The sequence below is a fragment of the Sporosarcina sp. FSL K6-5500 genome (assembly GCF_038005665.1).
GTDB lineage: Bacteria > Bacillota > Bacilli > Bacillales_A > Planococcaceae > Sporosarcina > Sporosarcina psychrophila.
The window spans coordinates 818,518-832,501 of sequence record NZ_JBBOTP010000001.1 but is presented as its reverse complement, the minus strand read 5'-3'; the positions used below and the strand labels follow the sequence as shown (position 1 = coordinate 832,501).

At 38.7% G+C, this 13,984-nt stretch carries 10 protein-coding genes; 9 read left to right on the top strand and 1 reads right to left on the bottom strand.

Annotated features, from left to right (window positions below; all coding sequences use genetic code 11):
* The first annotated feature begins 25 nt into the window (after positions 1-25).
* Positions 26-3,769 (top strand): DUF6359 domain-containing protein, encoded by a 3,744-nt coding sequence (locus MKX62_RS03600; RefSeq protein ID WP_340740746.1) that lies wholly within the window; start codon positions 26-28, stop codon positions 3,767-3,769.
* A 478-nt stretch (positions 3,770-4,247) separates the two neighbouring features.
* Here the strand turns inward: MKX62_RS03600 and MKX62_RS03595 are convergent, their stop codons facing one another.
* A complete protein-coding gene (locus MKX62_RS03595; protein WP_340740745.1) occupies positions 4,248-4,376 on the bottom strand; it encodes a YvrJ family protein in 129 nt (42 codons plus the stop codon).
* 215 nt (positions 4,377-4,591) lie between these two features.
* Here MKX62_RS03595 and MKX62_RS03590 point away from each other — a divergent pair, with 215 nt between their 5' ends.
* From MKX62_RS03590 to MKX62_RS03555, 8 genes are all read left to right on the top strand, one after another.
* Positions 4,592-6,160, top strand: a complete 1,569-nt coding sequence (locus MKX62_RS03590; protein ID WP_340740744.1) for a glycoside hydrolase family 10 protein — start codon at positions 4,592-4,594, stop codon at positions 6,158-6,160.
* 1,061 nt (positions 6,161-7,221) lie between these two features.
* Positions 7,222-8,103 (top strand): DUF1672 family protein, encoded by an 882-nt coding sequence (locus tag MKX62_RS03585; protein WP_340740743.1) that lies wholly within the window; start codon positions 7,222-7,224, stop codon positions 8,101-8,103.
* Positions 8,104-8,334: 231 nt separating this feature from the next.
* Entirely contained in the window at positions 8,335-8,997 is a 663-nt protein-coding gene (locus MKX62_RS03580) for a hypothetical protein (protein ID WP_340740742.1), read from the top strand.
* 162 nt (positions 8,998-9,159) lie between these two features.
* Positions 9,160-9,813, top strand: a complete 654-nt coding sequence (locus MKX62_RS03575) for a hypothetical protein (protein WP_340740741.1) — start codon at positions 9,160-9,162, stop codon at positions 9,811-9,813.
* Between the two features lie 644 nt (positions 9,814-10,457).
* Complete coding sequence (locus MKX62_RS03570; RefSeq protein ID WP_156476097.1) at positions 10,458-11,126, top strand: hypothetical protein; 669 nt, start codon at positions 10,458-10,460, stop codon at positions 11,124-11,126.
* Between the two features lie 42 nt (positions 11,127-11,168).
* On the top strand, positions 11,169-13,136 hold the full coding sequence (locus tag MKX62_RS03565) for a DUF6792 domain-containing protein (protein WP_340740740.1): 1,968 nt from the start codon (positions 11,169-11,171) through the stop codon (positions 13,134-13,136).
* Positions 13,137-13,153: 17 nt separating this feature from the next.
* Positions 13,154-13,504 carry a hypothetical protein gene (locus tag MKX62_RS03560; RefSeq protein WP_340740739.1) on the top strand — a complete coding sequence of 117 codons (351 nt, stop codon included), beginning with the start codon at positions 13,154-13,156 and terminating at the stop codon, positions 13,502-13,504.
* Positions 13,505-13,650: 146 nt separating this feature from the next.
* On the top strand, positions 13,651-13,944 hold the full coding sequence (locus MKX62_RS03555; protein WP_067212644.1) for a WXG100 family type VII secretion target: 294 nt from the start codon (positions 13,651-13,653) through the stop codon (positions 13,942-13,944).
* The last annotated feature ends 40 nt before the right edge of the window (positions 13,945-13,984 follow it).

The following is a 13,984-nucleotide window of genomic DNA, read 5'->3' as shown; positions in this document are numbered from 1 at the left end:
TCCAGTTTCGGCTGGGAGTATTTCCATGAAAAACTTTAGAAATGACGGGAGCGGAATTATGAAGAAAAATAAGCGGAAAGTAATGAATATAGGTTTAATATTCCTATTACTACTTAGCCTGATTACTCCGATGACTACCCAAACAGCTAAAGCAGCTGAAGTAATAAATGTGTCAGATGCAATTGCGAATAATACAGGAAAAGCAACGGTTAAAGGATATGTTGTAGGATATACCACTGGAAGTAAATCGATAACAAATGATCCTAGTAAGTTTAAAGATGATTTTAATCTTGTCTTAGCAGATGGTATTGATGAATCTGATAGTGGTAAAGTAATTTCAGTTCAACTTTCAGCGGCATTTAGAGCTGAATTTGGTTTAAACTCTAATCCTAGCAATATTGGTAAGGAGCTAATTATTACAGGAAACCTAGAAACATACAATGGTTTAGCTGGTTTAAAGTCTCCGACAGAAATGAAGTTCGCAACAGGTGGAGAACCTGAAGAACCAACAGGAATTATTTCAATCTCAGAAGCCCGTGCTTCAAAAATTGGCGAAACAGTTACAATCAAAGCCGTAGTGGCAGCAAACTTAAAAAATACAATGTCAGTTCAAGATGCAACTGGCGGTATCGCAGTACGACCTGCGAGTTTGGCAGCAACAGTTGGAGATGAAGTGACACTGAAAGGTTCATTAGCAGATTACAATGGCCTTCTTCAATTGGATGCAGCTACAATCGTTGAGAAAGTCGAAAACGTTGGAGCACCAACACCTAAAGTTGTCACTGGAGCAGAAGTAAATGAAGCACATGAATCACTTCTAGTTCAAGCGAATAAAGTCACATTAACTGCGGTAGATGCGAATAATAACTTTACAGCGACTGACGGGACAACGGAATTTATTGTCCGTGATGAGAATAGTACATTAGGGTTAATTGTAGGAAGTAACTACGAATCGATTGCAGGAATCGTCCAGCAATTTGGTACGGCTTATCAAATCATTCCACGCTCACAGCAAGACATTGTTGTAGATAGTTCAATTATGCAACCTGTTACTGCGAATCCAGGGAGTGGAACGTTTGTCGGAGGGACGACTGTAACATTATCAACTAGTACGGCGAATGCACAAATTCTGTACACAGTTGATGGTAAAGATCCAATCGTTGATGGTACTGAATATGGTACGCCAATTGAAATCAAAGAAAATACAACGATTAAAGCAGTTGTAAAAGCTGAAGATGGAACTACTAGTGAAGTGAAAACATTTGACTATACAATTACGGATAGTCTTCAAATTCATGATATCCAAGGTGAGGGACATACGTCCACATTTGAAAATAAAACAGTAGAAGGTATAGAAGGAATTGTTACCTATTCTTTCGAGTTAAGCGGTTCAACATATTATACTATCCAAACACCGGACGCATTAGCGGATAATAATCCGAATACATCAGAAGCGATTCTCCTTTACAGTGGTAAAAGTGCTTGGCCAATCCAGGTGGGAGATTTAGTAGCCGTAAGCGGAAAAGTTAGCGAATATGCAATCGATGGCTATGATGATCGACAAACAACTGACATGAAAACAACGCAAATTAATGTCCGAGACGATCAAAGCGGAAAAGTAAAAGTTGTGAAGAAAAATGTAGAATTACCGGCACCAATCATCATTGACAAAAATAACTTGCCAACAGAGCATATTGATAGCGATAATTTAGCAGTATTCAACCCGGACGTAGATGCACTTGATTTCTGGGAAAGCTTAGAAGGTATGCGTGTACAAGTTGGCGATGTAAAAGCCGTAGCACCACAAGATAATGGGGACCTTGTAACCGTTCTTGAAAGCAAGAAAACGAACTCCTTACACGGTGGACTCCTATTAGAAGAAAATAACCAAAATGCGGACCGCATCCAATTTCGCTTAGAGCCAAATGGTACGGCACGTAGCTTTGAAGTTGCGACTGGTGACAAATTCAAAGGGCCAATTGTAGGTGTAGTCGGCTACTCATACCAAAACTACAAAATTTATGCTTCGTTGGATGAAATGAAAGCGAAGCATTCAAAAGGAAATGCGAAGCCAGAGGAAACAACCATTGTAAAAGCAGATGACAAGTTAACGATTGGTTCTTACAACTTGGAGAACTTCTCAAATAATAAAAAATCTACAACCGATGACAAAGCTGAAAAATTGGCAAGAGCTATTGCTACAGACATGCAAAGTCCTGATGTTGTTGGTGTAACAGAAGTACAAGACAATAATGGTCAAGATGCGGGAAACTCAGACGCGTCCGAAAGTTATGGGAGACTGATTGCCGAGATTAAAAAAGCAGGCGGCGTAAACTATGAATACGCAAATATCGACCCCGTTAACAATCAAGATGGCGGCGCACCAAATGCGAATATTCGCGTTGGATTCCTCTACAATCCAGCGCGAGTAACGTTAACGAAAGGTAATCCCGAGGGGGATGCAACAACGGCAGTCGGGTACAAAGATGGTAAGTTAACAGTAAATCCTGGCCGTATTGATCCGGCAAATGCCGCATTTAACAGTAGCCGTAAGCCTTTAGCAGCGCAGTTCGATTTCAAAGGGGAAAGTGTTATCGTCATTGCCAACCATTGGAATTCAAAAAATGGAGATACTCCATTATTTGGACAAAAACAACCACCGGTCTACGGTAGTGAAGTACAACGCCATAAAATAGCAAACATCGTAAATGATTTTGTGAAGGATGTAAAAACACAAAATCCGAAGGCGAACATAGTATCTCTTGGTGATTTTAACGACTTCCAATTCTCTGAGACCCTAAAGATTCATGAGGGTGACAATATGACAAATATGATTAACAAAGTGAACACGGCTGATCGTTACTCATACGTGTTTGGAGGTAACTCACAAGTATTGGATCACATTCTAGTTACCAATAATTTAGTTGATAAAACAGAAATAGATATCCTCCATATCAACGCGGATTTCACTGATATGGCAGGACGTGCAAGCGATCACGATCCAGTTCTTGTGCAAATTGACGTTGCAGGTAAGGATGTTATTATTCCAATCGTTGCAGAAAAAATATACAACATTAAAAATCTTAAAACGAAAAAATTAACAATTGGTAAGCCGAGCGTTTCTGTTACACTCGACGACAAGTCAGTTATTATCGATGGTATTGTGTTCACAGGTGCTTATGCAGAATTCCATGGTGTAGGATTTGCAAGCACAGCAGTAACACTTAAGCCGGTTGAGTCTGGAGCGATTATTGATTTCAAGGGTACTCATGTAAAAGAAGTCATCATTGATGGAGCGAACGTAAAAGAAGTTAGAGACGCTGAAAACATTCAAGACATTAAATTTATCAACGGTGCAAGTCAGGAAAACATTATATTCACAAATGCGAAAGGGGAACCCATAGAGGTTCCTTTTTTGCCTGCTGGAAACAATGTGCCGGTTGTCAAGAATGCTATTCCGAACCAAACAGTTAAAAGTGGAGAATCAATTACTCTTGTATTGACTGACTACTACTCTGACCCTGAGAATGATGAGCTGGTATTTGTATCTACTCTGGGTACAATTGAAGGAGATTCATTAAATCTAACACTCTCTGAAGGCGGCCATATCATAGGAGTGACAGCTTCAGACGGGACCAATTCTGTTACAACTAGTTTTTTGGTAACGGTAACTGCTGATATTGGATCGCTAACAGATATTGATCACCCTGAATGGGTGGAATTTATATGGAATCAGGTTGGTCCAGCTGATATGCAAATTGCATCTTGATGCTATATTAGTGGTTTGGAACATTAATTGGTGGAATTCCTGCAATTGCATAAAGTGAAAAAGAGAACTTAGAAATTTGTTCTTGGGCTGAATTTTTCCTTTTATATATAATCCAGTGACTTGTTATAATCACTCCTTACGTAGGTAGTTAAACAAGCAAAAGGAGATTAGACATCTACGTATTTGTCTAATCTCCTTTTGCACGATCCCCTATATCTATGAATTGATTTCCTTTATGTCGTGCACTTTTTTGCGGGGAGATAGAAAAATATTGGACTACTTCTCAGTGAAATAATTTCACCATAACTGTAAATATAAATACCAAAAAGCCCTTCAATTGATTTCATGATTGAGGGGCCATATTATTTGGCATCGATCTTTGTAGATGGGATAGTGACCGAGTAACGAAAGTGGTTAGGAAATTAATAAAGGGGCTGTTATGAAACCGAGTAAACGATTCCCCCGTATTTCTTGAAATTCACTCTACTTTCAACGCAAGAAGTGCATCATGAATTGCCACAAGCTTCTTTTCGAGCTGGTGCAAAAGAAAGAATGATACAAATATCGGAAAACCGATTTCATATATAAAACTCAACCATTGTTCCATCTCGTCAGTTCCTTTCTTTGAGTAAATAAAATACGGAAGTTCTTGTGGATACTTTAAGTGGGGGAATTACTCCTTTCATATTTACCTATAATTGGATACAATTAGAATAGGATAAGGATACAGGGGGAAATGGAAATAAAGAAGTCAAAAAGATGGACAACTACTCGAAATACTAGAAAAACCATTACATAGGGTAAGGAAGGAAGTTATTTATAATGAAAAAACATCTATTTAAAGCTACATTATCAGCGGCTATAACACTCGTTTTACTTATTTCACTCCTACCGTTACAGGTTAAAGGAGCAAGCGTGACTCCCCCTAAAAACGAGATGCGTGCAGCTTGGATTGCAACCGTTCAAAATGTGGATATGAAACCTGGCATGAATGCAGCTCAATATACTGCTTGGGTACAGAAAACATTGGATCACTTGAAAGCTAATAAATTCAATGCAGTTATTTATCAAGTAAAACCAACAAATGATGCGTTATATCCTTCAAAATTGGCGCCGTGGTCATCCTATATAACAGGGGGTAAACAAGGGAAAAGCCCTGGTTACGATCCTTTATTAATAATGATTAATGAAGCGCACAAGCGTGGTATGGAGCTACATGCATGGGTCAACCCTTACCGAGTTACAATGCCTGGCCAAACATTGGCAAGTCTTGCGCCTAGTAATGTAGCCCGCACAAATCCTGGATGGGTAGTTAAATATGGTAAGCAATATTATTTGAATCCTGGACTTCCTGAAGTACAAAATTATTTAATAGCTACAGTCAAAGAATTAGTAGCTAAATATGATATTGATGCTGTTCATATGGATGATTATTTTTATCCTTATAAAATTAAAAATGAAACATTTCCCGATCAAGCTGCATTTAAGAAATATGGATCTTCTTTCAAAAAAATAGCCGATTGGCGTCGAGATAATGTCAACCAACTTGTCAAAAAGGTTTATTCATCAATTAAAACAACTAAACCGCATGTGCAATTTGGGATTTCTCCATTTGGAGTGTGGCGCAATCAATCAATGGATCCTACTGGCAGCAGTACGCGAGCTGGTGTAACAAATTATGATGACTTATATGCAGACACAAGACAATGGATTAAAGACGGCAGCATTGATTATATTACGCCACAAATCTACTGGTCTAAAACGCTGTCAGTAGCTAAGTATTCAACTCTATTGGATTGGTGGAGTAATGAAGTAGACACCTATGCTGACAAACATCCTGTTAATCTATATATTGGTCTAGCTGATTATAAAGTTGGCGTTGACGCCGATAAAGCATGGAAAAATAAAATGGAGTTACCCAACCAAGTAATTGCTAACAGGACAAACCAAATAGCTACGGGGCAAATGCACTTTTCTTTAAAGAGCATCCAAAAAAATCAGCTTGGTTATGCAACAATCCTGAAGCAACAACTTTATAATTATACTGCTTTAACTCCAGCAACTTCTTGGAGCAACGCGGCCATTCCTGCAGAACCAACATGGGTACAAGCTAACAAGGATATAGCTGGAATGAAGTTAGTCATCCAGGATCAAACGACTACACAACCAAGAAAATATGTGATCTACCGTTTTGAAGGAAATCAAGTAGGGTCCTATGAAAATCCTCATAGCATAGTAGACGTTGTCTATAATACAAAAGGAAATACCGTATTTTTAGATAAGACAGCAAACCGCAACAAACAATACACATATGGAATTACTTCCGTATCCGCCACTGGCGTTGAGAGTGAGAATGCATATGTTGTGACGTCTGAAGAGGTTAGGCGCTAGGGAAATAATACTAATTTGACAGCTACGAATTCGTTAGTGGATTGCTTGAGTATGGATATTTACGGGTTACAGTTCGTACGCTCGTTATGTTTAAAGTACTTAACCCAAAATTGATTGAAGACGCCTTCTACTTGATCACCGTAAATGATCAGGTGGAAGGCGTCTTTTTTTGTCATGGTTTTATGGGTATTAGTAGTCTCGGGCAATTAAAATCTAGGGTCTTCGGGGAATCGCCTGGAAGTGTCCAACGAACTCAAGAAAGTTTCCAACCATTCTCGAGAACTGTCCAACGAACAGTGGAGTGTCCAACGAAGTCCTCGAAGTGTCCAACGAAGCTAGAAAAGCCTACAACCAATCGCTGAAAGTGTCCAACCATTCACGAGAACTGTCCAACGAACAATGGAGTGTCCAACGAAACCCTCGAAGTGTCCAACGAAGCTAGAAAAGCCTACAACCAACCGCTGAAAGCGTCCAACCATTCATGAGAACTGTCCAACGAACAGTGGAGTGTCCAACGAAACCCTCGAAGTGTCCAACGAAGCTAGAAAAGCCTACAACCAACCGCTGAAAGTGTCCAACCATTCACGAGAACTGTCCAACCAACGAAAAACCTCCAACAAACAGAAATCCAATTATCTACTAACCACATAAATCCCTTCATATCAAGGTGTTTTCCAATTCTTTGAAATCAGGGAAATAAACCTAAAGTAATGGTTACGGGGTAATCAACAAGGTATCTTACTGTATAAGTAATAGCTTACTAGAATGGAATTTACTAATAGCAGACAATTGTTACTCGTTTAAATGGAATGGCATATTTTGTGTGGGTTAAATGATCTAAGCTTATATCATTGTATATTGTCTTTATTTGACAGTTGGTTATCCTAGTGGTATGTATTAGTCTTATGGAAAATTCATGTAAATCATTGATAGCGCTTTTTATATAGAAGAGGGACAACAATCTACTATAGACATTTGAGGTGTATTCATTGAATATTGGCTATAAAAACATACTGGCACTAACATTGAGCTCCTCATTACTAGTAGGAGGATGTACAGGTATGGATAATTTAACCAACAATGAAAAAATTGAGGTTAAGAAACCGTCGACTGAAAACAAGAGAAATGCGTACGAAATAGAGAACTTCGTACGTGTGCAGGACTACACCGGTGAAGGTTATAAATTGCGCGACAGCAGACCAGAAACAGGAAAACTGGCTGAAGAACACCGGGGAGAAATCGAAGAAGCGGTCCAAAAGTATTTCTTAAGCACCTATAAAACAGAAGTGATTGTCCATAACATCATCGGGGCAGTCGATGGTGCAACCATATTTGTGGAGTCGGTAGGTGAACCCCATTTTTATACGTATGCAATTATACCAATCGATGTGGATAGTGAAACCGTGGAAACTGATGAAGTCTGGTCCGAAGAAGGGCAAGTTGAAAATGCGATTCAAGGCGCATTATATGCAATGATTTATGAACAAGAATTTGCAACGCTAGATGAATACTTGGATAGTATACTTCAAAAATACCCTGTTGTCGGAATACCAATAGAGGCAATAGAAAAAGTCGGAGGGTCTGGATTCTCAAGTTCAGTGTACAGAACAAGCAAGCTCGGTAACGAATTTCAAGGGATATATGATATGTATTTAGAAAACCCGGAAATTAGTAAAGAAGAAATAAAAAAGAATTTGAGTAAAGCTGATTTCAAGCCCGATCAAATGTTGATTCTCATAGAATTATTTATGAAAGAATCTGACACGGAACCCGATCAGGCGGTCTTTGATAAAATCGTTTCAGATATTAATGAGCTGGAAGGTATACCTAGAGGTGCATATACAATTATTTTGAATGATAACTTGATTGATAAAAGAAGAGGTATAGGAACAAAGGATAATACGCTGGAAAGTATGAATCCAAATGAAATTTTGAAAGAATGAGGAGGTAGAGAAAATCCCTCAAGTCTCATATTCGGTGGATGAAGAACCCTCCCTCTGATTGAAGATTAACTTTATATAGCGATAAAGATTTAGTCGAATTGACTGGTTAATCTAAGCTGAGTACTCCCTTGTATTTTGGATTTTTTAGTTCTGGCAAGATTAAATTCCATGATGAAAACCTCATACAAACCTACTAAAAAACGAAGGGTTCCATTGGAAGGAGACTACGAATTGAAACGATTACAAATGACAATCTTGATAGTTTTTTCGGTTTTGATAGTGGGCTGCACAGGCATGGAGAAATCGAGCGATAATGAGGAAACAACAACGGTGCTTCCAGATACAATTGCAGCACAAGATGAATACACACGCTCTTTCCTCGTTTCAACTGACGAAGTTGCGGAAGGGCATTATGCTTTTAAGCCATGGACAGAGGCATATACGATGTGGATATCTGTGGATGCTAAACTATCCCAAGGGTTTTATGAAAAGCGAGAAAAACACTGGGAACGATTTTCATATGCATGGCTAGATAACGAAGAAAATCTTTCCTACGGCTTGTTTGCTCAGTTTGAAGACCGACCAGATTCTGAAGAGATAGGATTAGAACACTTGTCTGACTTCTCTAAGTTTGAGGGGGAATATAGTAAAAGCGAAGATGAAAAAAATATCTATTATTATGGTGAAAGAATTTATGAGGCTGGACTAGAAAGAGAAGTGAAAATTCCGGTCTATTCACATATAGGCTTTATCAAACATAAAAACAGTGATAAAGCATTGGGGATAGTATTTGATCATCATTGTAGTGATTGGACTACAAATTGTAATGCAGATACAAAAAGCATTAAAGATCATTTTTGGGGATTGGTCAAATCAGTAAAATTTGAGGATTAAGGTAAATCATGAATTAACTAGCATGAGTAATCTAAACGGTATACTCAGGAGTTATTAGATTTATTTTGCAAATTTGCATTTCAGGAATATTGTATTCCCATCATGAAAAATACATACAAACCAACTTAGAAACGAAGTGTTCCATTGGAAGGAGACTACGAGTTGAAACGATTACAAATGACAGTCTTGATAGTTTTTACGATTTTGATAGTGGGCTGCACAGGCATGGAGAAACCGGGCGATAATGAGGAAGCAATGACGGAACTTCCAAATACAATTGCAGCACAAGATGAATATACACGTTCTTTCCTCGTTTCAACAGATGAAGTTGCAGCAGGGCATTATGCATTTAAACCGTGGACAGAAGCATATTCGATGTGGATTCCGACGGATGCAACATTGGATTCTACATTTTATGAAAAAAAGGAAAAACATTTTGAACGATTCTTATATGCATGGGAAGAAGAGGAAGAAAACATTACCTACCTATTGTATGGCCTTTTTGAAGAACGACCTGATTCTGAAAAAATAGGTTTGGATCACCTATCCTTCTACGCAAAATATGAAGGAAACTACGAACGTTTCGAAGAAGGCGATAATATTTATTACTATGCAAATGATATTTTTGAAGTTGGAGAAAACAGTATATCTGTATACGCTCATATAGGTTTTATTAAACATAAAGAAAGTGATAAATCGGTTGGAATAATATGTGAACGGAATTGCAGCGATTGGACAACGAATTGTAACGCAGATACAAAACGTATAGAAGATCATTTTTGGAAACTAGTTAAGTCAGTAATTTTTGTGGAGTAAAATAGGTAATAAATTAACTTTTCAAGTATTAGTCGAGGGGGGACAAGATGAATAAATCGAATGACGAACATCTAGATATACTCAATTCCGCTATGCCCCAAGAATAAAAAACCTCAGTCAATTTCCAAATCAAATACATCCCTTCATTTCAAGCATCTTTATATCGAGATATTATTTTAATTTTCAAAAACTTAAAATGAATCTAAAGTAATAGATTAGGAGTAGAAATCTTGATTATCTATTAAATAATAACTACTTAACTAGATTGATATCAACCAATTATTACTCCGGAAAATAGATTTTAAATAGTTAAGTGGGCTTAAAGGGCTGAGTCTAATTTGCTGAAAATTGGTGTTCTTTGACAGCGGCTTATCCAAGTGTTATTTATTAATATAATGGAAACCTATGGGAATTAATTGAAATGAATTTTTAGCAAATAAAAGAGTCAGTAAAAATCAATCGAGTAACATATTCGTCGGCTAGCGATAAAGACTTAGTAAAATTGGCTGGATAATCTAAGCGGCGTACTCCGAAGTTATAAGATTTCTTATACTAAGCCGTATTCTATCAAGATTGAATTCCATCATGAAAAACACATGCCACCAACTAAGAGGCGAATGGTTCTATTGGAAGGAGACTACAAGTTGAAACGATTACAAATGACAATCTTGATAGTTTTTTCGATATTGATAGGGGGCTGCACAGGCATGGAGAAATCGGGCGATAATGAGGAAACAAAAACGGTACTTCCAGATACAATTGCAGCTCAAGATGAATATACACGTTCTTTCCTCATTTCAACTGACGAAGTTGCGGATGGGCATTATGCCTTTAAGCCATGGACAGAGGCATATACGATGTGGATTCCGACAGATGCAACATTGGATTCTGTCTTCTATGAGAAAAGAGAAAAGCACTGGGAACGATTTTTATATGCGTGGCTAGATAACGAAGAAAATTTATCCTATGGCGTTTACGGTCAATTTGAGGACCGACCTGATTCTGAAGAGATGGGCTTAGAACATTTGTCTGACTTCTCTAAATTTGAGGGTGAATATAGTAAAAGTGAAGATGAGAATAATATTTATTACTTTGGCAAAAGAACTTCTGAGGTTGGAGAAGAAGGAGAAGAAAAAATCCCTGTCTATTCACATATAGGCTTCATAAAAGATAAAAACAGTGATAAAGCATTGGGGATATTATTCAATCACCATTGCAGTGATTGGACCACAAATTGTAATGCAGATACAAAAAGTATTGAAGAACATTTTTGGGAACTGGTCAAATCAGTAAAATTTGAGGATAAAAGCTGATCGTGTATTCACTATCCAAGTCTTGCTAGAGGGGAGGACCAGATGAATAAATTAAATGACGAACAACTAGACGTACTCGACTCCGCTATTCTTAAAGCGCGAATTGCAAAATTAGAATATGGAACTATAGATGATGGGAAATTCACTTCAATTTCAATTGAGGATATACGACGCATTTATATTGAAGAAACAGGTGCAGAACCACCAAGCGCGATTACTTTATATAAATCCAATGATTTCAAAAGAGAGGGAAGAGATAGCGGTTTCGATGGGACGGTCATTCATTTCTACGATTCAGAGAAGGGCATAAATCAAAGTTATATGATACCTCGTGGCTCTGAGCACGCAGAGAGTGGTGGAGAGGGAGACAGGCAACCGCTCGACTGGATATACAATGGGTTAGGTATTTTCACTGGGGAAGTAAATGATCAATTACAAGATGCGAAGGATTTCGAGAAATGGGCAAGTGAAGAAATAAATAAAGTAATTAAAACGGGAAATACGAGTGGAAACGATATGAGAATTCCTGAACTTAGAAAAATTGGCATTGGGCATTCACTAGGTGGTAACCACATTCAAATGCTGCATTTATTGGGGGCAGATTTTGACGGAGTCTATGCATTAAATGATGCAGCGCCGACCGTCTATCAACTTGCTGCAAATGACGCGGACTTTTTTAATGGAATTCGAAAAAAGTTCGGACAACAAATCCAGAAGGTTTCTGAACTTTACAAACTCGAGCCAAATCAACTCCGTACTTTCGCATTAAACTACTACAAATCAAAGGGCAAACACATCGAACATATTACGTCTGAAGAAGATGCGCTCTATCCCTTACATCTTACCAGAGGATTTATACGTTTTGGAAATGAACAAGTAGTCGATACGGACCCTAACATAACAGGACTTCACGATGTAATCAGTAGAATTCCGGATAAGCAGTTGCAATCATTGCAAAAGTACGTAGCGACAGCGGCACCTTACTATGAGGAGGCGGGTATGGATGGGTTATTCTACTTTGCAACGGGCATCGATAATAACTTCCTTCAAAATGTTAATGTCTTGCTGACTGGAGATCCCGAAAGTGAAGGGGCTTTAAGCCTGAAAAACATTGCGAAATTTACAATCTCCAATCCATTCAAGGCGGCAAAGAATCGGCATGCGGCTTTCAAGGGAATTGTTAACCAAATTCCTGTTATTCAAGAACGGCTGCTAACGTTGATCAAGCAGCTTCCGACGCTTATAGTGATTGCCGATGCAATGTCGGGGGAAGAGGGACAACGGATTTCCGATTATTTGAGAAGCATACAGGAGCGTGCGGAGAAGGTGGCGAATGTGTTGCTTGCAATTTCGACATTTGATATCACGACAATAAAAGGGTTCAATGATAGCTTCAAGGGAATTAAGTATGCGATTCAACAATTGGATGGTATCGTATCTGACTTTCATCTTTTATGGGAATCAGGGAAGGACCTTCTAGCAGATGTATTAGGATCATTCGATGCGCATGCATTAGAGGCTCTTATCAACGGGCTTTCCCAACCGAATCGGCGCTATGTAGGGAATGACCTCATTTATTCCGCAGGAGGGAGAGCTTCCATTATCGAGGTGAATGTATCTTCTGCGACCCGGTTGTATTGGATGGGATTGGATAACTACGAAGAAAAGAGCCATGTCATCCAGCGTATACAACGTGCTTATATCGAGAAGTTTGAACAACCTTACGAGTCCAGACGAAAAGACTTACTAACTCAAATAGGCTATATGGAAACGAATCCTCATTCATACAGTTATTTGCTTGGCGGTGGTGATCGCGAGATGATCGGTATTTCTGTTCAAGAACACATTCCGCCCATGCCGTCGCAAATTACAAATGTGATGGATGGAATTCAAAGTTTCTACGCAGCCGATATAGAAAAAGGGAAGCTGTTATTCAGTCAAATGAAGGATGCAATTATTCAACTTTTTTCTGAAGATCAGCAACTTACGGTGATGTTTGAGCTTCGCTAATGGAGGGGGAGTTGAAATTGGGACAAATCAATATGGATTATTGTTTTTTACCAAACGAAGACATGCAGCCCAGTGGTGTATATGTGAATGGTCTGCTGGGCGAAATGGAAGAATTGGCGCTTCGATTGAATCGGTTGGTTGATGCGGAATTACAGCATGCAAAAGGCACGATTGTTGAAAAAATAATAGCTGAAGTCAATGAACGCGCGATTGAACAAGTAAATGTCTGCAACTTCCAAAAATACTATGTGACGGGCGCGACCCGGGAATATAACACGATTTACAATGACCTTGCGACTCAACCAATCACAATCACTTATCGGATTAGGGAAACAGTAGAGACTACATCGATGATTCTTGCACCATAATCGCTCATCGAAACGGAAAGGAGGTGATGCCGCAAAAAAACGGGAGTCTAAATTCAGAAGTTTCTGTATTGCGATGAGAAATTGTTGTTATCCATACAGTTATTTTATACATGCACTAAAATTCAAGGAAAAGGGAGATGTTTGGAATGTCAGGAATTATTCGCGTAACACCAGCAGAACTGGATGCAATGGCATCACGCTACAATCATGAATCAGGGGAGGTTGCTTCACAAATCGGCCGTTTGGACGGAATGATTGGTGAATTGCAATCCATGTGGGAAGGGGCTTCTAGTGCAGCGTTTGCGGAGCAATATGAGCGCCTTAAGCCAAGTTTTAACGAAATGCGTGAATTATTAAGTGAAGTCGGCGTACAGTTAAGCCGTGCAGGACAAGCATTACAAGACGCGGATCAGCAAATCGCTGGTCAAATTCGCGGCTAATTGTTCAGATTCAGAAGTTGAAAATAGTGGAGCGTCATTC

Bases quoted from the DNA above. Each gene is read 5' to 3' on its own strand.
- MKX62_RS03585 (WP_340740743.1), top strand. From the start codon at position 7,222: ATGGATAATTTAACCAACAATGAAAAAATTGAGGTTAAGAAACCGTCG.
- MKX62_RS03600 (WP_340740746.1), top strand. From the start codon at position 26: ATGAAAAACTTTAGAAATGACGGGAGCGGAATTATGAAGAAAAATAAG.
- MKX62_RS03590 (WP_340740744.1), top strand. From the start codon at position 4,592: ATGAAAAAACATCTATTTAAAGCTACATTATCAGCGGCTATAACACTC.
- MKX62_RS03555 (WP_067212644.1), top strand. From the start codon at position 13,651: ATGTCAGGAATTATTCGCGTAACACCAGCAGAACTGGATGCAATGGCA.
- MKX62_RS03595 (WP_340740745.1), bottom strand. From the start codon at position 4,376: ATGGAACAATGGTTGAGTTTTATATATGAAATCGGTTTTCCGATATTT.
- MKX62_RS03565 (WP_340740740.1), top strand. From the start codon at position 11,169: ATGAATAAATTAAATGACGAACAACTAGACGTACTCGACTCCGCTATT.